This is a genomic window from Acinetobacter sp. MYb191 (assembly GCF_037572605.1).
Classification (GTDB): domain Bacteria; phylum Pseudomonadota; class Gammaproteobacteria; order Pseudomonadales; family Moraxellaceae; genus Acinetobacter; species Acinetobacter johnsonii.
Genome location: NZ_JBBGZP010000021.1, coordinates 119,960 through 142,873 on the forward strand (window position 1 = coordinate 119,960; position 22,914 = coordinate 142,873).

22 protein-coding genes and 1 pseudogene are annotated in these 22,914 nt (G+C 41.2%); 8 read left to right on the plus strand and 15 right to left on the minus strand.

What is annotated here, in order from left to right:
* Positions 1–22: 22 nt before the first annotated feature.
* Entirely contained in the window at positions 23–676 is a 654-nt protein-coding gene (gene nfsB / locus WH214_RS14220) for an oxygen-insensitive NAD(P)H nitroreductase (RefSeq protein WP_339422699.1), read from the plus strand.
* A 100-nt stretch (positions 677–776) separates the two neighbouring features.
* Positions 777–1,010, plus strand: a complete 234-nt coding sequence (locus tag WH214_RS14225; protein ID WP_339422698.1) for a hypothetical protein — start codon at positions 777–779, stop codon at positions 1,008–1,010.
* On the opposite strand, the gene WH214_RS14230 is transcribed toward WH214_RS14225, so the two are convergent.
* The 4 genes from WH214_RS14230 to WH214_RS14245 form a co-directional block, all read right to left on the minus strand.
* The gene (locus WH214_RS14230) at positions 970–1,827 is read right to left on the minus strand and encodes a DMT family transporter (RefSeq protein ID WP_339422697.1); all 858 of its coding nucleotides are present in this window, start codon (positions 1,825–1,827) and stop codon (positions 970–972) included. The genes WH214_RS14225 and WH214_RS14230 overlap by 41 nt on opposite strands.
* A gap of 93 nt (positions 1,828–1,920) precedes the next feature.
* A complete protein-coding gene (fba, locus tag WH214_RS14235) occupies positions 1,921–2,958 on the minus strand; it encodes a class II fructose-bisphosphate aldolase (protein ID WP_004984718.1) in 1,038 nt (345 codons plus the stop codon).
* Positions 2,959–3,079: 121 nt separating this feature from the next.
* Entirely contained in the window at positions 3,080–3,355 is a 276-nt protein-coding gene (locus WH214_RS14240; RefSeq protein WP_004696954.1) for a hypothetical protein, read from the minus strand.
* 150 nt (positions 3,356–3,505) lie between these two features.
* Positions 3,506–4,696 (minus strand): phosphoglycerate kinase, encoded by a 1,191-nt coding sequence (locus tag WH214_RS14245; RefSeq protein WP_114837419.1) that lies wholly within the window; start codon positions 4,694–4,696, stop codon positions 3,506–3,508.
* Between the two features lie 139 nt (positions 4,697–4,835).
* On the opposite strand from WH214_RS14245, the gene WH214_RS14250 reads away from it, so the two are divergent.
* Positions 4,836–5,222, plus strand: a complete 387-nt coding sequence (locus WH214_RS14250; RefSeq protein WP_004984725.1) for a DUF2237 family protein — start codon at positions 4,836–4,838, stop codon at positions 5,220–5,222.
* Positions 5,219–5,812, plus strand: a complete 594-nt coding sequence (locus WH214_RS14255; protein WP_087013597.1) for a Maf family protein — start codon at positions 5,219–5,221, stop codon at positions 5,810–5,812. Before WH214_RS14250 ends, WH214_RS14255 begins: the two co-directional genes overlap by 4 nt.
* Positions 5,813–5,926: 114 nt before the next feature.
* Here WH214_RS14255 and WH214_RS14260 read toward each other — a convergent pair whose 3' ends face one another.
* Entirely contained in the window at positions 5,927–6,349 is a 423-nt protein-coding gene (locus tag WH214_RS14260) for a hypothetical protein (protein ID WP_339993639.1), read from the minus strand.
* 193 nt (positions 6,350–6,542) lie between these two features.
* Here WH214_RS14260 and WH214_RS14265 point away from each other — a divergent pair, with 193 nt between their 5' ends.
* The gene (locus WH214_RS14265) at positions 6,543–7,709 is read left to right on the plus strand and encodes a ribosomal protein uL16 3-hydroxylase (RefSeq protein WP_339422696.1); all 1,167 of its coding nucleotides are present in this window, start codon (positions 6,543–6,545) and stop codon (positions 7,707–7,709) included.
* Between the two features lie 26 nt (positions 7,710–7,735).
* Here WH214_RS14265 and WH214_RS14270 read toward each other — a convergent pair.
* Positions 7,736–9,634 (minus strand): annotated as a pseudogene (locus tag WH214_RS14270) (sensor histidine kinase).
* Complete coding sequence (locus tag WH214_RS14275; RefSeq protein WP_004696942.1) at positions 9,631–10,317, minus strand: LuxR C-terminal-related transcriptional regulator; 687 nt, start codon at positions 10,315–10,317, stop codon at positions 9,631–9,633. The pseudogene WH214_RS14270 and the gene WH214_RS14275 overlap by 4 nt, the downstream one beginning before the upstream one ends.
* Before the next feature lie 298 nt (positions 10,318–10,615).
* Here WH214_RS14275 and WH214_RS14280 point away from each other — a divergent pair, with 298 nt between their 5' ends.
* Entirely contained in the window at positions 10,616–12,286 is a 1,671-nt protein-coding gene (locus WH214_RS14280; protein ID WP_339993641.1) for an FMN-binding glutamate synthase family protein, read from the plus strand.
* Between the two features lie 60 nt (positions 12,287–12,346).
* On the opposite strand, the gene WH214_RS14285 is transcribed toward WH214_RS14280, so the two are convergent.
* Genes WH214_RS14285 through WH214_RS14300 form a run of 4 tightly spaced genes read right to left on the minus strand, consistent with a single transcriptional unit; the run spans position 12,347 to position 16,055 of the window.
* Complete coding sequence (locus WH214_RS14285) at positions 12,347–13,378, minus strand: alpha/beta hydrolase (RefSeq protein WP_078425053.1); 1,032 nt, start codon at positions 13,376–13,378, stop codon at positions 12,347–12,349.
* Complete coding sequence (locus WH214_RS14290) at positions 13,378–14,490, minus strand: YdcF family protein (protein WP_339422693.1); 1,113 nt, start codon at positions 14,488–14,490, stop codon at positions 13,378–13,380. The genes WH214_RS14285 and WH214_RS14290 overlap by 1 nt, the downstream gene beginning before the upstream one ends.
* A gap of 4 nt (positions 14,491–14,494) precedes the next feature.
* A complete protein-coding gene (gene murB / locus WH214_RS14295) occupies positions 14,495–15,532 on the minus strand; it encodes a UDP-N-acetylmuramate dehydrogenase (protein ID WP_339422692.1) in 1,038 nt (345 codons plus the stop codon).
* Between the two features lie 13 nt (positions 15,533–15,545).
* The gene (locus WH214_RS14300) at positions 15,546–16,055 is read right to left on the minus strand and encodes a low molecular weight protein-tyrosine-phosphatase (RefSeq protein ID WP_339422691.1); all 510 of its coding nucleotides are present in this window, start codon (positions 16,053–16,055) and stop codon (positions 15,546–15,548) included.
* A gap of 114 nt (positions 16,056–16,169) precedes the next feature.
* On the opposite strand from WH214_RS14300, the gene WH214_RS14305 reads away from it, so the two are divergent.
* Complete coding sequence (locus tag WH214_RS14305) at positions 16,170–17,330, plus strand: iron-containing alcohol dehydrogenase (protein ID WP_339422690.1); 1,161 nt, start codon at positions 16,170–16,172, stop codon at positions 17,328–17,330.
* 51 nt (positions 17,331–17,381) lie between these two features.
* Positions 17,382–17,825, plus strand: a complete 444-nt coding sequence (locus WH214_RS14310) for an acyl-CoA thioesterase (RefSeq protein ID WP_339422689.1) — start codon at positions 17,382–17,384, stop codon at positions 17,823–17,825.
* On the opposite strand, the gene dnaX is transcribed toward WH214_RS14310, so the two are convergent.
* From dnaX to WH214_RS14330, 4 genes are all read right to left on the minus strand, one after another.
* The gene (gene dnaX, locus WH214_RS14315; RefSeq protein WP_339422688.1) at positions 17,818–19,914 is read right to left on the minus strand and encodes a DNA polymerase III subunit gamma/tau; all 2,097 of its coding nucleotides are present in this window, start codon (positions 19,912–19,914) and stop codon (positions 17,818–17,820) included. The two genes, WH214_RS14310 and dnaX, sit on opposite strands and share 8 nt — an antisense overlap.
* Positions 19,915–20,173: 259 nt before the next feature.
* Complete coding sequence (locus WH214_RS14320) at positions 20,174–20,629, minus strand: copper resistance protein NlpE N-terminal domain-containing protein (RefSeq protein ID WP_339422687.1); 456 nt, start codon at positions 20,627–20,629, stop codon at positions 20,174–20,176.
* Between the two features lie 71 nt (positions 20,630–20,700).
* Complete coding sequence (locus tag WH214_RS14325) at positions 20,701–21,945, minus strand: serine hydrolase domain-containing protein (RefSeq protein WP_339422991.1); 1,245 nt, start codon at positions 21,943–21,945, stop codon at positions 20,701–20,703.
* Between the two features lie 74 nt (positions 21,946–22,019).
* Positions 22,020–22,874, minus strand: a complete 855-nt coding sequence (locus WH214_RS14330) for a MaoC family dehydratase (protein WP_339422686.1) — start codon at positions 22,872–22,874, stop codon at positions 22,020–22,022.
* Between the last annotated feature and the right edge of the window lie 40 nt (positions 22,875–22,914).

Here is a 22,914-nt window from a genome sequence, read left to right on the forward strand (position 1 = left end):
CAACAATAAATTGAGTGCGATTATGGATCTGCTAAATATTTCAAAAAGTCGTTATACCACCAAAGCTTATGACCCAAGTAGAAAGATCCCTCATGAACAGTTTACTCGATTATTAGAAATTCTCCGCTTAACGCCATCGTCTATCAACATCCAACCTTGGCATTTTTTCATTGCAGAAAACACAAACGCCAAAGAACGAATTGCAAAAGCACTGGTGGGTAAATACGCATACAATGCTCCCAAAGTACTAGATTCATCACATACAATTTTATTTTGTACCAAAGCCGATATTTCTGAGCAACATTTGGAAAATTTATTGCATCAAGATGACCTACATGGTCGTTTTAAAGATGAGGCAGCTAAACAAGGCCAAAAAGACAGTCGTTCAGGTTATGTCAACTATTACCGCAATGAAAAAGGTGATGTACAGCGTTGGGCTGAAAACCAAACCTTTATTGCTTTAGGTCAAATTCTATTGGCTGCAGGTATTGAAAAAATTGATGCTACACCGATTGGTGGTTTTGATGAATCCATTATTAGTGAAGAGCTAGGTTTAACCGAACAAGGTCTAGTCCCTTCTGTATTGCTCACACTAGGCTATCGGAGTGATGCCGACTTCAATGCAAAATTGCCAAAGTCTCGCTTAAGCAAAGAAGATATTTTCACGCAGCTGTAATGCTATTTGTATATAAAAGGGACTTCAGTCCCTTTTATATTTTGGGCCTGAAAATTGCTTCATCATGTTCAATGTCAAAACAAAAATAGTGAGGTTGCTGATGTCTGTTAAGCCCAATATGCCGATGAAGTTTGAATGTGGACACTGTAATAAAATCTATTTAGGTCAATATCAACATATCATGCGCGCTCACTATCCCAATTGCCCCAGTTGTGAGCAACCAGGGCTGTTATTGGGAATTGCAGTGATTGAAGATCTGTTCAAACACCCTTTTTCCTTTGTGCAGAACTATTTTAAACAGACATTGCATAAGCTAAACAAGCCACGCTTGTAATACCCAACACCAATCCGATTGCTGTTGCGAGTTTGAGCTTCTCTTTAAAGAAAAGTAGTCCGCTGAATACGCCTAACAGCACCACCATAATATTCATGCCCGCAAAAACCACCGCTGGGCTATCCTTGAGTAGCAGATGAGCTTTGACATAAAGTGCGATATTGGCAAAGTTCAACACCCCAAGACATAGACCTGCCACGACGTTCTTGGTTAAGCCGATATTTTTCGTAGTCACGGCAACATAACCGACTGACAATAAAAACGCGCAAATAAACATCAGGTTTAACGCAACAGAAAACTGCACACCCAGCCCTGTTGTATATTTGAGTAAGACATCAATCAGCGCATAACCAAACCAGACTAGTGCTAGATACCACACGGCCTGTTTTTGCCCTTCACCACCACCAGAGGCATTGATAAATAAAATGCACATCACCGCGGCAAGCCCCAAGACTACCCCGACAATTTTGAGCTGATTAAACTGTTCTTGAAAAATAAAATAAGCCGCCAGTAAGGACAAAATCACAGACAAACGCTGTGCGATTTCTGTTTTGACAATGCCTGCATATTGTAAAGATTTAGCTAAAAATAAAAATACACTCGGCAGCAAAACACCAAGCGCGACAATCAGCCACCAAGGGGTATTTGAAATAGAAACGTGGCTTAGATCAGGTTTAAACCAGAAGTAACACAGTAAACTGGCTGAAGCATAATTCCAGCTGATCATCTGGATCGGATCAAACCCTTTGTTTTTGCCCCATTTTAAAAGAATGGAGACCACCACACTACAACAGGCCGCAGCAAATATCAGTTCCATAGCATACTCTTATTATTGTCGCCTCGAATATAAACACACATAGAAAAGCCCACATTAGGGTGGGCTTTTCTAATATAAATTATTCAAAAAGAATTATTTATAACGATCAACCATTTTCTCTAAAGAAATTGGACGAATCTTGTCAGCATTGCCCGCTGTACCAAATGCTTCATAACGGTCCACACAAATTTGTTTCATTGCGTCTACAGTTTTCGCGAAGAATTTACGAGGGTCAAATTCACTTGGTTGTTCAGCCATCATACGACGCATTGCACCAGTCGATGCTAAACGCAAGTCTGTATCGATGTTGATTTTACGAACACCGTGCTTAATTGCTTCAACCAATTGCTCAACAGGAACACCATAAGTTTCTTTGATGTCGCCGCCATACTGGTTAATGATCGCTAACCATTCTTGTGGTACAGAGCTTGAACCGTGCATCACAAGGTGGGTATTTGGCAGCGCCGCATGAATTTCTTTAATACGGTCAATCGCCAAAATATCGCCTGTAGGTGGACGCGTAAATTTGTACGCACCGTGAGAAGTACCCACTGCAATTGCAAGTGCATCTACATTGGTATCTGCAACGAACTGACGTGCTTCTTCAACTGAAGTGAGAAGTTGAGAATGATCAAGAACACCTTCAGCGCCTACACCATCTTCTTCACCGGCCATACCAGTTTCAAGGCTACCTAAACAACCGATTTCACCTTCAACTGAAACACCACATGCATGCGCCATTTGTACTGTACGACGTGTTACATCAACATTATATTCATACGTTGTTGGTGTTTTACCGTCTGCACCCAATGAACCATCCATCATCACTGATGAGAAGCCCAATTGAATTGAACGTTGGCAAACGTCTGGATCTGTACCATGGTCTTGATGCATTACCACTGGAATATGTGGCCATTCTTCAATTGCAGCCAAAATAAGATGACGTAAGAATGGAGCACCTGCATATTTACGCGCACCCGCTGATGCTTGTACGATAACAGGTGAATTTGTCGCATCTGCTGCAAGCATGATTGCGCGCATTTGTTCTAAGTTGTTTACGTTGAATGCTGGTACGCCGTAAGCATGTTCGCCGGCGTGATCCAAGAGCTGGCGCAATGAAATAAGAGCCATAATGTCCTCCCAGTTGATGCGACATATTCTACATGCTCAAAGGTTTCAATTCAGCAACAAATAACACTATTTAAAAAAAATCCCCGCAATTGCAGGGACTTTTTACGAAATTCGCGTGTATTTAGTGTGCTGTAGCCGCAGAAGCCTCTACCGCAGGATCCGCTGTTGCAGCATCTGCTGGTGCATTTGCAACTTCAGCAGGAATGTCTTTGTTCTTTTCATCCAACTCTGGTTGATCAATCGCATCAATTGCCGCTTGTTGTTCAGCCGTTACAGCTTCTTCAACTGCTGCTGTTTCAGATGCCGCAGCAGTTTGCTCTGGTGCTTCATTTTTCTTACAAGCAGTCAGTGCCAATGGTGCTAACAAAAGTGCAGCAAGGGTCATTTTTAAATTCATAATGTTTTCCTAGAACAGATGATTTAATGCCCTGTAGTTTATTTCAGCATTATTTCATTTTCATGACTGAATGATGAATAGATTTGTTAAGCTCATAAAAAAAGGTTGACCGAAGTCAACCTTTTTACAACAGTTATGAGCACACAATAATTATTGTGCACGCTCTATCAGCGCTGCAACTGCTGGAAGTGTTTTACCTTCGACAAACTCAAGGAAAGCACCACCACCGGTTGAGATATAACCAATTTTGTCTGCAACTTCGTATTTATCAATAGCAGCTAAAGTGTCACCACCACCTGCAATAGAGAAGCCAGCAGATTCAGCAATCGCTAAAGATAAAGTTTTTGTGCCTTCGCCGAATTGATCAACTTCAAATACGCCCACTGGGCCATTCCAAAGAATGGTTTTAGACGTTTTCAAGATTTCAGCAAATGCTTTTGCTGTTTCTGGACCTACATCCAAAATCATGTCATTGTCAGTCACATCTTCAACTTTTTTCACGACGGCTTTAGCAGCAGCCAATGAACCCAAGAAGTCTGCAAAATCGATTTCAGAAGCATCAGCTACTACAACATCCGTTGGAAGCGGTACAGAAACTTTTGCCGCAATTGCCTTTGCCGTATCGATCAAATCATTTTCACACAATGATTTACCTACATTGAAGCCTGCTGCGGCCAAGAACGTATTGGCAATACCACCACCCACGATCAATTGATCACAAATATCAGAAAGTGATGTCAACACATCTAACTTAGTCGATACTTTAGAACCCGCAACAATAGCAACCATTGGTTTTTCAGGTGTTTGTAATGCACGGCCAAGTGCGTCTAACTCAGCTGCCAATAAAGGACCAGCCGCCGCAACTTTCGCTAAACGTGCCACACCTTCAGTTGATGCTTCTGCACGGTGCGCTGTACCGAATGCATCCATCACAAATACATCGCAAAGTGCTGCATATTTTGCTGCAAGTTCTGGGTTGTTTTTCTTTTCACCTGCGTTAAAACGGCAGTTTTCAAGGAGCACCACTTGACCTGCGGCAACTTCAACACCATCAAGGTAATCCGTCACTAATTGAACGTCTTGACCCAATGCTTCAGTCAAATACGCAGCAACAGGTGCTAATGATTGTTCTGGTTTTGGCTCACCTTCAACTGGACGACCAAGGTGAGAATAAACCATTAGGGCTGCGCCTTGTGCTAACGCTGCTTTAATTGTTGGTAAAGCGGCACGTAAACGTGCATCGCTTGTAATCACACCATTTTTAACAGGAACGTTTAAATCTTCGCGAATAAGAACACGTTTACCCGTTAAATCGAGGTCAGTCATACGCTGAAAATTCATGTAGAGCTCTCTTTCTATATATAAAAATCGCGTCGATTTTAAATGATTATGCAGAAAAAGGTTAGCTTCTTTTGCAGAAAAGCAAACGAAAGGCAAAGTTTTGCTATCATAGTAAAAAGTCTCACTAGATTTAGCATTTATGTCTATTCATCCTGATCCAAATCTAAACCGTTTAAACGTTTTGGGTGAACCTTTAGCCAGCTGTTGTTATTCCCCGATCACGGGATATTTCCGTAATGGTTTTTGTCATACAGCACCTTCTGATTTGGGACAACACACGATCTGTGTCGAAATGACCTCTGAGTTTTTAAATTTTTCTCAGCGAGTGGGTAATGATCTCATTACCCCCGTACCTGAAGTTGACTTTCCAGGTCTACAACCTGGCGATTTTTGGTGTATCTGTGTGACCCGTTGGGTAGAAGCATATCAGGCCGGTTTTGCGCCTCCTGTTAAAGTTCAAGCTTGCCATCAAGCTGTACTCTCCTATGTACCGCTGAATGTGCTTATGGAATATGCAGTCGAATGAATACTTCAGAAATCATCTTGGCATCAAGCAGTCAAACTCGTAAAGACCTCATGAATCGTTTACGTCTAGAGTACCGCTGCGTTGTGCCTGATATAGACGAATCGCCTCGCGGTGAAAGCCATGCCGATGATTTAGCCAAACGACTGGCTTTTGAAAAAGCGCATGTCATTGCGTCACAGAACCCTGAAGCAATCGTAATTGGTTCAGATCAAGTGGCATGGCGTGAAGGTGCACCCGATATTTTTATTGGTAAGCCATTGAGTACTGAAAAAGCCATTAAACAGCTACAGGCCAATTCGGACAAAATTGTGTACTTCAGTACCGCACTCAGCGTGCAGCAACACTCAACTGGCTTTGAACGTAGTCTAGTTGAACACTATAAAGTCAAATTCCGTAAACTGGGACTGCCTGAAATTCAGCGTTATGTTGAAGTTGAACAACCACTGATGTGTGCTGGAAGCTTCAAGTGTGAAAGTCTTGGTATCAGCTTATTTGAACAAATGATAGGACAAGATCAAACCACGTTGATGGGTATGCCTATGATTCAGTTGTGTCATATTCTGCGTGAATTAAAAGTGCTTGTGCCATAATTATTATAAGTATTTTTAGTTGGTTCCTCAATAAATTGAACAGCAGCAGATGTTGCTGTTCAATTTTGAGCATTAAATGTAACAACAGCATTAATATAATATATGACCAATCGCTCAAAGCTTTTTAAACGAATTTGCTGAGAGATAAGCTTGAATGAGTCGTGTAAAGTACATTCGAATTAATAAACTACGGTATAGCGTAATGACCATAAAAAGAATAAGAAATGAAAATAGACCAATATTATTAGGGTCAAAGCTACTCACACTTTCCCTCTGTCTAAAGAGATATTTGACAAATAACAATGCCAATACCAAATAGCCATACCACATTTTATTATATAGCGGATGATCTTCAGCGAGACTTTTGGCTTGTCTAAAAAGTAAGATATGCTGATATTGCGGCACCTTAGCCAAATCTTTTGTTTTGTATATCCTATCGATTGAGGATGATTTTTTCGCTAATTTGGACTGACTTTTCTCTCTTTCTTTTTGCAATATCTCATTTGCCATTTTCTCGGCATCTTCCTTACTTAACATTATTTTTCTTCACTATATTTTAGACCTATTATGCTGTAAAAATTTTGATGCCTGCAATCATAACGACTCAGACAAACTCAATTTATTTAAATCAACCAAGCGCATTTAAATAAATCTAACGATACTTGCGCATAGGCCTTCGATCATAAGACAATAGTCACAATATTGTTTTAAATTTGCTTAGGCTATTTTCATGTCCCAATCTCTTGATGTTCTTGGCAGTATTACAGCTGAACAATTCCTTGCCGAATATTGGCAAAAAAAGCCATTATTGGTCCGCAATGCGCTGCCTGAAATTATCAATATTTTAGAACCTAGCGATATTATGGAACTGGCTTTAGATGAAAATGTCACAGCTCGTCTCATCAAACAAAAAGACCGTGACCCAAATCAATGGTCGGTCAAGTCTTCACCGCTGTTAAAAGCTGACTTCCAAAAGATGCCAAAACTCTGGACTTTATTGGTTCAAGCCGTAGATCACTACTCTTTTGACTTAGCAGCACTGTGGAAAAAATTTCCTTTTATTCCGCAGTGGCGCCGTGATGACATCATGGTGTCTTATGCGCCTAAGGGTGGCTCTGTCGGAAAGCATTTTGACTTTTACGATGTCTTTTTAGTTCAAGGTTATGGACACCGTCGTTGGCAATTGGGTCAAATGTGCGATGCTGAATCTGAGATTGTTGCAGGCCAACCTTTAAAATTACTACCTGAAATTGACGTACATTTTGACGAAGTATTAGCACCGGGTGATCTACTTTATGTACCACCAGGTTTATCACATTTTGGTGTAGCCGAAGATGACTGCCTGACTTTCTCTTTTGGCTTCCGTATGCCAAACGTCACCGACATGGTAGACCGTGTAGGCGACAAACTGTCTGATAACGCGCTATTGCGTAATCCTTTGCTCGATATTGTTCGTGACCAACAAAGCCCGATCGGCCAATTAACACAAAACGAATTGGATTATTTAAAAGCAGAAATTTTGGCGCAACTACAAAATTCAACTTTGCTTGAAGATGCCATTATGACCTTGATGTCAGAGCCAAAGTACCCTGAAAATATTCCTGAAGCTGAAGAAATTGGCACAGGAGATCTAGAAGGTATTTTAGACCAAGGCTATCAGCTGATCTTAGAACCCGCTTCTCGCCTACTTTATACTCACGATGAAGATGAATTCTTATTTTGGGCCAATGGTGAAGAGCTATGCATTTCAGAGCAATTTTCACCATTACTTAAGAACTTAGCAGATGGTGAAGCACTGTTACTTGATGAAAGCTTATATGATGCCGATATTCTAGAAGACATTGCAATGCTGATGAACGAATCCGTCTTAATGCTACTCCCACCTGACGAAGCATAAGCAAACCAAGTGCTGAGGAATCTCATCTACTCAGCACTTTCTCCCTCACCAAACCTTAAACTGGCAATAATTTTGGTACAGCCTTTTTCAGATTCGATATTGAGCTCAGCACCAATTTTTTCTAAACGCATTTTCATACTGCGCATACCAATGCCCATCCCGTGGTTAAGCACACACTCCACATTAAAACCTACGCCATCATCCTGAATAATCATGACCAAGTGAGTTGTACTTGGATAATACATTTTTACATCAATATGCCGTGCTTGGCTGTGCTTCATAATATTGGTCAAACTTTCTTCAATCACACGAATTAAAGTCAAACATTGTAGTGCTGTCGGTTGTATTTCCCATGCCTCTGGAATGCTCCAAGTCGCCTCAATGTCCAACTCATCCATGATCTGACTAAACCGATGCCGAACAGGAGCAATCCATAACACTGGATTATCTGGCGTTTTGTTATTTGTTAAAGAACCACTATCAATAATTTGTCTTAAATCATCTCGAAGCAATTTGAGGATGGATAAAAATTGTTGATTCGACATGGTGCTGGAGCTCTGATCCACCAAAATCATGGAACGAACCAAGGATGCACCCAAACCATCGTGCAAATCATGCGCTAAATGAATACGTTCTTGTAGACGAACATTTTCAAGCTCTAATTGGTGCCGAGCATATAAACTAGAGGACAGATTACTGGTCACAAAGCTTACACGCTGCTCAAGCTCGCTATTAAATCTTTGTATCTTTTTAATATTTTTATCTAAACGTGTTGCGAGAATAATCACAATAAAAAAAGTGATCACCGGTGAGGTATACGGCGATAAAGGCTGATGGTCATTAATATGTCCATCAAGAAGTAATGAAATATCGTAAAGCATAACGATAAGAATCACACTTAAACAAACGGCCAACAAGATATAATCACGGCGCTTGGTCTTATAAGCCCGATAAATCACAAAGCAGAATGATGCGATAAATAATGCAATACACAACAGGAAAATTACAGCAAATACGATATTGACCATCAAACTTGGGATAAACAAGATGGTGACAATACACACCGCAGCAACTAAAAATAAGGTTTTCTCTAACTCTGCAAACTTTGTTTTCACAAAACGCAGCAAGTAAATGCAAAAGCAAACATTGTATAAAACAAAATAAGTCAGGTTGGTTTTCATGACCCATAAAGAGTTTGGATATGGAAATACTTCTCGATTGATGACATTCCAAATAAACAACACCCAAAACAAACAGCTAACAGAAAACCACAGAAATGTCGTTTCATTGCGTCTAAAAAACCAAATGACAAAACACACCAAACCTAAGGTGGTGGAAATAACTAAGTTGACTTGAAACAGCGCCCTTTTATTCCAAAGTCGTTTTTGCTGCTTATCATATGCTGTTGTGATATCAGAAAATTATAGATTGCCCAAACCTGGACTTTCATAACTATTACCAACCACATAGACCCAAATATCATTGTTTTTTTGTTTTAAGCTTTCGACAGGAAGGATCCAAAAACGCGGGGTATTCCAACTTTTAGACAAGGGCTCAACTAAATGCTTATCCTTCCAAAGCAGGTTTCGATTAAAAAAAACAGCACCCGCACTGCTCATTCCCTCGACAGAAAATGCTAAAGGCTGTTTTAACTCATCACTATCTTTACAACTCCAGTGCCAATTAAAATGGTACCAAACCCCACCATCGTAATGTGGCCAGCGCTCTGTCCAAATATCAGGGTTTTTGACCTCTATCCATCCGGTCTTCGGAACAATATCGATAGAGCTTGTTTTGACCGCAGAAATTTTATCGACATTCACTTTACAGGTTGGACTAACAACAAAGTTGGTTTGTGCGGAACTGGCAAAACTAAGCACACACAAACACAGTGTGACAAAAATGCTCAGCCAGCCATTTCTCATAAAATACCTAAAGAACGCGCAGTGCTAACTGCTTTGGTTCTTTTTGAAACAGAAAGCTTGCGGTAAATATGCTTAATATGGCTTTCAACAGTATAGCGCGAAACAAATAATTGCTCAGCAATTTCGCGGTTACTCAGGCCTTGTGCCACCAAGTTGAGAATCTCAGTTTCTCGATTGGTCAGTTGGTCATAGTCCTGACCATCTAACTGCTCTACACGCTCAGTTTGGGGGGTATTTGAGGTTGAGATTTGATTTAAAATTTCGCGAGCAATAAAGGGATCAATCGGCGCTCCGCCGCGTAAAATACTCCGTATCGACATTAGCACTTCGGCATCATCACGTTCTTTCAGTACATAGCCATTCGCTCCCGCTTTAATCGAGGCAAATAAACTTTGCTGTGTACTCCATGCCGAAATCACCAAAATTAAGGCGCTTTCGTCTATTTCTCTAAGTTTTTCAATTAAGGTTATACCATTTCCATCGGGCAACCCTAAATCAACTAAGGCTAAAGAAATCGGTTGTGATGCAATGATTTGCATGGCTTCAGCTAAATTTTTAGCAAAAATCAACATATCTTGACTATAGCCCAGCTCCGACAGGATCAGATCTAGGCGCGAGCGAATCATGGCTTCATCTTCCACGATTAAAACAGGTGCAGGCAAAACAGTTTCCTTATTTTTCACTGAAGCTTCCCCTTTTTCTTATCATTCTTCAACCACACTATACCGATGCAATCTTGGCTTAACCTATCCCTAGAAGTAAGTAATTTATAATTTTTTCTTTTGAACAATAAGCGCTTGTTCATATTCATTTTATATACTTTAAATTCTGAAAGATATCAATCTGTATAAAATATATCCATAATTTTCATATTGGATTGCTCCTGCGAATAATAACGGGCTTAACAACAATTTATTACTTGTAGATGAAATAGAGACTTGGCACATTAGGTCTAAACAACCAGGAAGGATGCCCAGCCATATGTCTAGCCCTGCTCAATCCATACGTCATAAATTACTCAATACTTTTTTTTCACGGCACTCCATTTGGCTATTGTGTATTTTTATTTTTTTGAGCATTACTTTTTTTCATTATAGCCATACCCCTATCTATATTAATTATTTTATTTCGGATACTTTACTGAACAGTATTTGGCTAATCACAGGTTTACTGAGTCTTGTTGGCTTGCATGATGTTTTACAAAATAAACATTCGATCTTAAAGAACTACCCGATCATGGGGCACTTTCGTTTTATTTTTGAAGATTTTCGCCCTGAAATTAGCCAGTATTTTATTGAGGCCGATCAAGACGCACTGCCTTTTTCGCGTATGCAACGCAGTTTGGTCTATCAACGTGCAAAAAACCAAAATGCAGATAAACCATTCGGCTCCATTATCGATGTCTATGCAGACAACTACCGCTTCATGACTCATTCACTGAGCCCATGCACACCTGCTGACCCTAAAACCTTCCGTATTCTGGTGGGCAATTCGCAATGTTCACAACCTTATAGTGCTTCTATTTTCAATATTTCAGCCATGAGTTTTGGCAGCCTGAGTGCCAATGCTATTCGCGCTCTAAACAAAGGAGCGCAAATGGGTGGTTTTTACCATGATACTGGTGAAGGCAGTTTAAGTCCGTACCATCTTGAGCATGGAGGCGATATTGTTTGGGAGTTAGGCAGTGGTTATTTTGGCTGCCGTACTCTAGATGGTCAATTTGACCCTGAAAAATTTGCCGTTCAAGCCAAACGACCACAAGTCAAAATGATCGAAATCAAGCTCTCTCAGGGAGCAAAACCCGGTCATGGCGGGATTCTACCGAAAGATAAAATTTCTGAAGAGATTGCGGAAATACGGGGCGTCAGCCGCGATCATGACTGTGTTTCCCCCTCAAGTCACTCTGCCTTCAAAACGCCAATTCAGATGATGCATTTTATTCAAAAACTGCGTGAATTATCTGAAGGCAAACCAGTCGGATTTAAGCTGTGTATTGGTCAGCCTTGGCAGTTTATGAGTATTGTCAAAGCCATGCTGCATACCCAAATTATTCCTGATTTTATTGTGGTAGATGGCTCCGAAGGCGGGACTGGTGCAGCGCCTATCGAGCTGATAGACAATATGGGCGTACCACTACGTGAAGGCTTGCTTTTTGTACACAACACACTGGTCGGTGCAGGTTTACGCGATCAAATCAAAATTGGTGCCAGTGGCAAATTGGTTAGTGCCTTTGATATTGCCAGTACCATGGCAATTGGTGCAGATTGGGTGAACTCTGCACGAGGGTTTATGTTTGCGGTGGGCTGCATTCAAGCGCAAAGTTGTCATACCAACCAATGCCCTGTTGGTGTTGCGACACAAGACAAAGAGCGTCAAAAAGCAATACATGTGCCCACAAAAGCCGAACGCGTTTTGCATTTTCATGACAACACATTAAAGGCACTTTCAGAAATGATTGCTTCAGCGGGCTTAAAACATCCAGCAGAAATTAAAGCACGCCATTTAGCACAGCGCATTAATGACAGAGAAATTCGAAACTATGCGCAGCTGCATTTTTGGTTAAAAGATGGTGAACTGCTGTCTTGTGAAAATAAAGATGAAGACAACTTCTATTTCCGTATGTGGAATATGTCCAAATTAGAACATTTCTAAATAAAAAAGGAGGCTCTATCAGCCTCCTTTTTTATTTTCGATAACAGAAATCACAGAATGTTAGTAATAACCACTCGATGAACCCTGCGCATGTAAAAAGGCTGGAATTAGACCTGTTAATGCCGCACGAATATCCGAACGTTCATTGATCAATTGATGCGAACCTTCCTCCAACATCAATAAAGTTTGTAAGCGGAATTTTTCACGAATAAACTCAATGTTATAACGCCAGTCTACCGTCTGATCCAGCGCACCTTGGGCTAACCAGACAGGAATGCGGCAGGCTGGGCGCTGCTCCATTTCCAACATCCATTTGGACATAGCCAAAATCCAATCCATACCCATCATGCGAGGTTGTAGCGGATCTTTTAAACGAACAAAGCGTAAGAACTCAGGGTTATGGTTATTCCGCCTAAAATGACGCGGCACTTGACGTTTAATCCGTCGAATAATGCCTAATCCAACCGAGTTATGCCACCAAGCGGATTTTGCAGGTCGAATGAGTGGCGACAACAACAAAACACGTTGCACATAAGGGTTTTCACGGCGTTCGGCAAACTCAAGCAAATGATGCATCAAAATTGCACCACCCGTGCTCTGCCCTATGCCTAGCCACGGTTGCGGTAGCTGTTCTGCATGTTTGACATAGCGCACCACAGCATGTAACACATCTTGATAGTGATCAAAATTTTGAATATTCGCAGGTGATCCATCACTGAGTCCATGCCCCGGAAGATCATAGGTCAGTACACTAAAGCCTTGGTCAAGCAACTCTTTAATAATGGGTTGATAAATTCCGCTATGCTCTAAATAACCATGCAACAGGCAGACTGAACCTTTAATTTTTTCGATTTTAGGTGCAAAAACTTGGACATGCAGCTTAAACAAAGGCATTTGAACATAACCTTGCCAGTGATCACAGTCCAATGCGTCTAAACCGTATAAACGACGATAAGACACCATCTCTACCGATGCCTCATACGGCTGGTTTAGATTCAAAGGCATTAATAGCTGTGGTGTCGTCTCACGACTCGGCACAGGAAGTTCAAGCTGTTTGAGTACTGAAGGATTTAAAAAAGGAAGTTCAGGCATTATGGAATCTCCCTACAGTCACTCGAACCCAACAGTACATCGCGTATCGTTGCGAGCATTTCATAATTGGCACGGCGACTATGATCATAATTTTGTTCACTTGGACGCCATTGGGTTAATTGGGTCGGCATAGGTGCCTCTATCGGCTGTGTTTCGATACCATTTAAAGCAAATAAACGACGTGTACGTGGCATATGATATTGATCTGTAATTAAAATCACTCTAGGTGCGCCACCTTTTTTCTGCAACAGCAAAGAGCTAAAGCGCGAGTTTTCGCAGGTGTTCATACTACGATCTTCCAATAGTTTCGCATCGACTCCACGCGCCTTTAACCATTTTTGCATATACGGGGCTTCGACACCGCTAAGCACAATGGGGAGCTTAAACTGTTGTTCGACTTGTAAAGTGGTTTCAAGACGTAATCGCGTATATTCATTCACCACAATATCTTTACGATTTTTGTCTAGAGTTAATCCACCACCCAAAACAACTATGGCATTCGGCATGTTTAATGCCGCTTTTCTCTCTTCATTTTGTGCATGTATTTGTGCGATGTCCTGATAGATTTGTTCATCTATCGGCTCTTCCTCTACAGTCTCAACTTTATGTGTTTTTAAAAAGTCGAGATAATGTTCCATCAAGGCTTTATTTTCTTTGCTATTCAGCTCTAGCAGTTCTTTGACATTTTCAGTCGGGTCAACCTCAGAACTTGCCGTCTCAACCACCAAAGGAATTTGAGGCTTTTGCTCTTTTTCTTGCTCTTCACGCTGTTCAGAAATAATTAACTGTTGCAGTGCTTTATAGCGTGCCTGAATCGTGGTTAGGTTTTGCGAATTATGTTCTTTAATTTGCTCTTCCATCAACCGTAAGTACGCTTGGCGGGCAATCCACAAATCAGAACCCGGTTCTAAGCTTTCTTGCTCACTAAGTGCTGCCATTTTTTGACTTTGTGCTGCAACTTCATTGACGTCTACAGGGACAAAGGCATTCAGTGTCGCCACAATCAGCTTTGAATAAAAAGGCGTATAAATAAAAATCATTAAACAGCCGAAAAATGCAAACAGCACCGAAGTGATTTGCATTAAACGTACCATTTTATGGGTTTTACTCATACTTTTAACGATCCTGATGAGATTGGATTAGACCCGCCGAATTAAATAGCACAGGCTCAGGTTCCAACAAAACTTTAAATTTATTATACACATCCTGCTGTACTGCACGGTATGTGCTCTGTACATCTTTCAAATCTGCATTGGCATAATTGACTAAAACCAAGGCTTGTTTGGCAAACATCCCGACCACACCGAGCTGCTTACCTTTCCAGCCCGATTGATCAATCAACCAACCAGCTGCGATTTTAACATCACCATTCGGCTGCGGATAATGTGGCAGCTTTTCAAATTGTTGGGCTAAAAGGTCATAAGCTTGCTGACTAATAATTGGATTCTTAAAAAAACTGCCTACGTTTGGAAATTCTTTCGGATCAGGCAATTTACTTTGACGAATCTGAATCACTTGTTGTTGTAAATTAAAAGCTGTTAGCTCATCACCCACGGCTTGTTTTAAGTCACCATAGCTAATTTTTAAGTCTTCTTTTTTCAACAGCTTGAAGGTCACATGCGTAATCACATAGCGATTTGGATCATCTTTAAAAATACTATGACGATAACTAAATGCACAATTTTTAGCTTGTATATCGCTAAATATTTTCAACTGTCGGTCATAGACTTGCACGCTTTCGATGAACTCACCGGCCTCTACACCATAAGCGCCAATATTTTGTACAGGAGATGCGCCCACAAGGCCTGGAATCAACGCCAAATTCTGTAAGCCAAATAGATGGTGTTCTGTCGTCCAAAGCACAAAGTCATGCCAAACTTGACCCGCACCGACCCGTATAGTTTTGGTCGTTGCATCTTCAGACAGGTTTTCTACGCCTAGAATGTTGATATGCACAACCAAAGCATCAATTTGTGCAGGAAGCAGCATATTACTTCCACCAGATAAAATCATGGCATTCAAAGCGTGTTGCTGTGCATAATCCAATGCTTCTACAAGCTCATCTGGACTGTGAATTTGAACATAATGAGAGGCTATCGCATTTAAACTTAACGTATTAAAAGGTTTAAGCTGTTTTTGTGTTTCGATTTGCATGCACGAACCTTAATTACTGTTCAAATTGTTGTTTAAAAATACTGACCCACGCTTGGCTGCTCGACTCACATTGGTCAAGAACTCGTTCAAAACCATCAAAGCCACCATAGTAAGGATCAGGTAATGCTTGCTGCGGATACTGCGTGTCATGTTCAGACATGAGTGCAATTTTAGCGCGGAGAGGCTGAGTACCAAATTCAGTTTGCGCTGTTTGATACAACGCTTGAATATCATCAAAATTACGATGATCCATCGCCAAAATTAAATCGAAATGGACAAAATCACGGGTCTGTAACTGTCGTGCGCGTAAGCTGGATAAATCATAGCCCCGTTTTAAAGCATGTTCTTGACTACGCAAGTCAGGTGCTTTGTTGGGATGGTAATTACTGGTTCCCGCCGAATCGATTTCGATGTTGAGCTGATGTGCATCACAAAAATGTCTGAGAACCACTTCTGCCGTGGGAGAACGACAAATATTTCCTAAACAGACACATAACACCTTATAGGGCGCTGTGAATGACATAACCACCTCGAAACAGCTTTATTTTCAAGTGTCTTATGTTAAGTTATTTAGAGGATGAATCCTATAGAAGTACAAAACAATATTGTTGGATAAGATATAAAAAAGGATGCTGATATGAACCAATTTCAATTTCAAACTGTGCCGAATATTATTTCAGGCTTAGGCAGCATTCAGCAACTCAGAGACATTTTAACTGCACGCCCTTATCAACATCTGTTATTGGTTACAGATGCAGGCATGTTAAAGCATCAGCTTCACCTTCCCATCTTGGAAATTTTAGAAGATCTCTCACTCACTTACAGTATTTACAGTGAGGTTGAAGCAGATCCGAGTGAACAAATTGTTTTAAATGCGGTTGATTATGCCAAACAGCAAAAAGTAGATATCGTTTTAGGTTTTGGTGGCGGCAGCTCTATGGATGTTGCAAAAATTATTGCCATCCTCAGCCATCCTGCACAGCAGCAGAAGTTAGCCGATCTTTATGGGGTGAATAATGCCCAAGCACCTCGTCTACCCTTAATTTTAGTCCCTACCACTGCAGGGACAGGCTCTGAAGTCACACCAATTTCGATCGTCACCACAGGTGAAACGACAAAGACTGGAATCGTAGCACCTGTTCTTTTTGCCGATGTGGCGATTTTGGATGCGACTTTTACTGAAAACCTGCCGCGTCATATTAGTGCTGCTACAGGCATTGATGCGATGGTACATGCGATTGAAGCCTATACTTCTAAAATTAAGAAAAATCCCTATGCTGACATGTTGGCGAAACAGGCTTTAAAACTGCTGAATCAAAACCTCAGTTTGGTGCTAGAAGATGGTCGAAATTTAGAAGCTCGACAAAATATATTGGTCGGTTCAATGCTGGCAGGACAAGCCTTTGCCAATGCCCCAGTAGGTGCTGTTCATGCACTTGCTTATCCATTGGGTGGGCATTTTCACATTTCTCATGGACACAGTAATGCCTTAGTGCTGACAGAGGTTTTAAAGTTTAACCTCCCCCAAGCTAAGCAACATTATGCGGAACTGATCTGCTGGCTCGACCCAAAAAGTACAGGCTGTACCGATGGTCTTTCTGATCTTTTCGTCGATCATATGCAAAACCATTTGAACCGTAGTGGTTTAACCTTAAAACTCAAGGCATTGAATGTTTCTGAACACAGTCTAGACCAGCTTACAACCGATGCCATGTTGCAAACACGCCTACTACAAAACAATCCAAGAGAACTAGAGTGGCAACAGGCACGCGAAATTTATCAAGCCATTTACAGCTAAGCCATATAATTAACTTAGGCTATTTATAAGACGATTTTAAGGATAATAACGATGAGACAAGCTGCAAAGACACGTGACCAATTTCATTATTTTCTACCGATTCAAACACGTTGGTCGGACAATGACCTCTATGGCCATGTCAACAACGTCACCTACTATAGTTATTTTGATACTGCCGCAAATGCCTTACTGATTGAAAAAGCAAATTTTGATATTCACCAATCCCCTATTATTGGTTTAGTGGTCGACTCAGCATGCAGTTTCTTACATGAGTTGTCTTATCCTGAGATTATTGATGTTGGTGTGACTATTTCTAGAATAGGAAACTCTTCACTCACTTACGAACTTGCCATTTTCAAATTTGGTCAAGAAACTGCTTCAGCTCAAGGACATTTTGTTCATGTCTTTGTAGACCGTGAAACACGAAAAAGCACCCCGATTCCCTCTGAAATGCGGAGTGCTTTGCGCCACTACTTAAACCATGACATTACTTAAGTTGAATATTATGTAATTCACCATCAAAAATTTGTACAAGGCCTTTGACCGTGTCTTCATTTTGTAGTAACTCATGCGCACGTTGAAATGCTTTTTGCTTGCGCTGCGCCTGCATGGTGTACGGCGTAATCGTTTCAACTTCTGCATATTTCACATCAAAACGCGTCTGAGGCCATTCAGCTTTAAGCGCATCTTCTAAGACATGACGTAATTGGGTGAGGAGCTGCTCATAACGCTGTGGAATCATAAACACAGACTCGGCATTAATTTGCCCAGCCATTAAACCTTGCTGAGCCAACTCTTGTACCGCGGGTGATAAGCCACTACTTCTGAACCAGTACTCCCACTTCTCCACCGTCCACTCACCGACTAACTGCTGCGGTTGTAGTTGTAAAATATCTTGCGGCATTAAATCGGCTGATGCAGTTAAAACCTGTTCAGGTTGAACAGGCTCTACAATAGCGGCAACAGTTTGCAGGCTTTCATTTTCTACAACTTGGGTGTCCTGTACACTATCAGCAGACAGCACTTCATTTGCTAAATCAGAAGACTCCGCTTGTACAGCAGGTTCAGCTATTACTGCGGCAGGTTCAACGGATGCTTCATTTTGAGTTTCTGTTCCTAGCGGTACAATTTCATCAAATAAGAAATCATCACTATTTGGCTCATCGTCATTGTTTTGCGCATTAAATTCGTCTGCTTCATCTAAATCAAACAACACTTCATCACTGGAAGGATCGAAAACGATTTGATCAGATTGCTGAGATGCATCCACTGGTGGTTTATTATCTTCGGCGCTTTCTGAAACATCCACCTCATCAAGTTCAGGCTTAAGCTCAGGTTCTGCATTCTGAGTTATTGCAGCGTCTTCAAATGCCAATTCAACATCTACAGTTTGAGCATCTTGCTGCAAAGCCGTTTCTGGATCAGCACTCCGTATTGCCGTTTGTTGTACAGATTCAACTACAGCACTATTCGTCTGAGCCACCAGCACTTCATTCGATTGTAAGGGACGGAACGCCAACATACGCAGCACCGACATTTCAAAGCCTTGCTCTTGCGTGACTGCTAGCTGTAATTCAGCACGCCCTTTACATGCAATTTGATAATAAAGTTGTAAGTCTTGCGCAGCAATTTGCTGAGACAATTGCATGATTTTTTTATTAATTTCAGCACTATATTTGAGACTAAGTTCTGGCAAATATTGTAGTAATGCCAATTCATGTAAAGTCGAAATCAGCTGATCCAAAACTAAAGATACATCCAGTGCTTGCTGGCGGAATTGCATCAGCAACTCACTCACCCGTTGTTTTTGGTTTTGATGTATCGCAAGGATCAGATCATAAATAATGGTACGGTCGATTAAACCCAACATCTCTTTGACATCTTGGTGCTGGATTGCTCCCTGACCGTAAGCAATCGCTTGGTCTGTCAAAGAAAGTGCATCACGTAATGAGCCTTGGGCAGACTCTGCAATTTGCCAAATCGCATCTTGTTCGGCTTGGATGCTTTCTTTATTTAAAATATTCCCCAGATGCTCAGTAATTTCATCTACAGCCAACGGACGTAGTGTAAATTGCAAACAACGCGAAATCACGGTAATAGGGAGCTTTTGCGGATCTGTCGTTGCAAAAAGGAATTTCACATGTTCAGGTGGTTCTTCCAATGTTTTAAGTAAAGCATTAAAAGAATGTGTAGACAGCATATGCACTTCATCGATCAAATAGACCTTAAAACGACCTTGCGTCGGAGCATAAGGCACATTGTCTAAAAGCTCTCGCGTATCTTCAACTTTAGTACGCGATGCCGCATCAATTTCAATCAAGTCAATAAAACGGCCTTCATTCACGGCGGTACAGGTTGGGCAAACTTCACACGGCGTCGAAGTCACACCTGTTTCACAGTTCAAGCACTTCGCTAAAATACGGGCAATGGTGGTTTTTCCGACCCCACGCGTTCCTGTAAATAAATAAGCATGATGCAAACGCCCGCGCTCTAAAGCACTGGTTAGTGCTCGAGAAACGTGGTTTTGACCCACTAGCTCATTAAAATTGCGAGGACGATATTTCCGTGCAAGTACTTGATACATGTATGCTCCTTTTTATAGGCCTAAGCATACTGTTTTTTTGCCAAAGAGTGAATGAATTACTTCACTCCGTTCTCGCATTTCTAAGCTATAAACCTGATTTAGATCAATAATTCAAAAACCATTAGCTCCATTTTTATCCCACTTTCTATCTCGAGCTATTTATGCATTTAGATTATAGATTTGAAATAAAGTGAGAGCTTTGGAAAAGTAAAAGATGTAAATATTAAAATGAATTTCTAAAATACAGCTATTTAGAAAATTAAGCTGGTTTCACCAAAACAAAATCACTCTGCATTTGGTATTTTTTTCCAGTCACATCTTCACGTATTTCTAAAATACCATCTTCTAAATCGATATAAAGTAAGTTTCGCGTTGTCACGTTCATCAACTCTACCTTGTGCTGATCTTGAGCATTAAAACGAAGTGCTCCAGTCAAAGTTTCGATTTCGTTATGCCCACTCAAACTTTCTCGTTTTAGGGTATAGGTCTTGTTTTTATGCAACTCTAGTGCAACTGCCATACCCGGACAGTCTTCACAACGGGACAAACACCCCATACACGGCGTTGTCCCCTGATAACTCCCAACCCACGCAGGAATAATCTGCTTTTGTTCTGCCACTTGAAGTTTAGACTGATCATGTTGCGTTTGATTCGCCTCGGAACAGCCTAACAATAGTCCTGTAGCAACCAGCGGGATAAGAATGGGAGCTTTCATGTCACAAATATTCAAAACCTAAACCGCGACGAACATAACATATTTTAGACGATGACTAAATCTCAGACCTATCAAAACCAGCCTTTTTTGCCTGTTAAGATCTCATCTGCACAGCGTAAACTTTCTTGGCTCAAAGCCCAAAGTCGATAATCCCCAGTTAAAGAACCTGTAGCAAAGTTATGTGTATAAGCAAAACTCAAGCCTCGCTCACCATCGCCCCAAGCCCCTGAACCATTAAAGCCCATATGACCAAAACCCTGCTCTGCAGTTTTTCCTAAGGTTAATATACGGTGATAACCCAAGCGCCAATGCATAGGTATCGGCATCACTCGATCTCGATCAGTATATTGCACTCGACTCAACTCAGAAAACACATCAGGACGAATCAACTGCTGACCTTTCCAAATTCCTTTTTGAGATAGCATCGCATACACTTTGGCTAAACTATTGGCTGTAAATACACCATTTGCTGCGGGAATGATCGCCTGAATCGCATCATCCTGATAAAAGCTGACCTTTTTCATACCTTTGGGAATCATGCCATCTTGAAAGTCTTGTGGATCTTGCCCTGACCACTGCATCGCTTTATCCAGCAATGAAACTTTACGCACTTTCGTTGGACTTTTTTGATTTGGTTGGATAGGTACAGGACGAGTAATAGGTCGTGCGATACGTTTTAATTCAGCACTGGGTGCACCAAAGTAAGCCCCATCTAGCTCAAGTGGCTCAACTAAATAGGTTTTGAAGAGTTCAGTTAAAGGTTTGCCCGTTGCTTTTTCCAAAGCACCACCGACCAGCCAACCAAATGACAAAGGTTGATAGGCAGCATCTTCACCAATTGCAAAACGTGGTTGCGCTTTTTCAAATACGTCTAACATATGCGTCCAATCTAACATCTCTGTTGCATCGGCAATGTTATTACGGATATCAAATAATCCGCTTTGATGACTCAGCACGTGTCTTAGCGTCATCTTCCCTTTGCCATTTTGGGCAAATTCAGGCCAATAATCCGCAATCGGTTGGTCGTAGCTCAGTACACCCTGACTGACTAAAATATGTGCCAAGGTTGCGAGCACGCCTTTGCCCGTCGAATAACACACCGACATAGTATTGGCCTGCCAAGGAGAATCTACCGCTGCCAAACCCGTATAGATATCGACAACTTTTTCACCCTGAAAATATAAAACACAGGCTGCACCGCCATATGCTGAACGAGCATCCTGTAAACGGCTAAACAGATGGGCAACACTTTGAAAACGTGGGTCAACGTAGCCTTGGTAATGGTTCGGATTCGCTTGTAAATATTGTTTTAAAATTTTCATTTACACATCCTTATATTTTTAAGCGGACATAAAAAAGCCCAGTGTAATCTAAACTGGGCTTTTTAAAATTATAGTGCGTTGACCTGTCCCGTCACATGCGGTTTTTGATTCTTACTATTTCGAATTAAGAAAGCTATATTTGCACCTTCTGTCGCGGTCATAAAATCGACTGTTGACGGCAAATACATCGGCAGTTTAAACCAAACATCCGCTTCATAAGCATCAGGCAATGTGATCGAAGCCAATGCTCGCGCTTTACTCCACATGCCGTGTGCAATGGCCTGTTTGAAACCAAAAGCTTTTGCTGTCACCGCATGAATGTGGATGAGGTTGAAGTCGCCCGAGGTCATTGCATAACGACGGCCTGTGTTTTCAGAGACTTCCCAGACTGCATTCGACTGATAATCTGGAGTCGTTGGTTCAACTAATTTTGGTGCTGTTTTACCATCGGTCTTTTGACGTGCTAAATACGTGGTTAAGGCTTCAACCACCACTTCATTGCCAACTTTCACCGTGGTAATGAAATCGAACTGAACACCTTTATCATGTGGCTCAAGCGCGCCATATTTACATGATAAAGTAAGGGTTTCATTGACGCCAACCTTACGTATTTGTTTGACTTGATTGCGAATATGCACCAAACCTAGCACAGGAAATGGAAACGGCTCTTGCCCCATCATGTGCATTTGTAAGCTTTGTGATAATACGGCTAAATAAATCGCAGGAATATAACCATTATTTTTAAAGCCACATACTTGGTTATAGGCTTTCAAATGCTTTTGATCGACGTTAAAAGAATCCACCACATACTCAACCTGCGGTAAGACTTTTTCACCTTTTGGCTTTTTAAAGATCAAACCTTGAATGACCTTCGGATAAGCCATATATGGTTTTGGAAGTTGACTAAAATGGCGAGTCTTCATACTGAACCTTTGAGAAGTTTTTATTTCAATATTTTTTGAA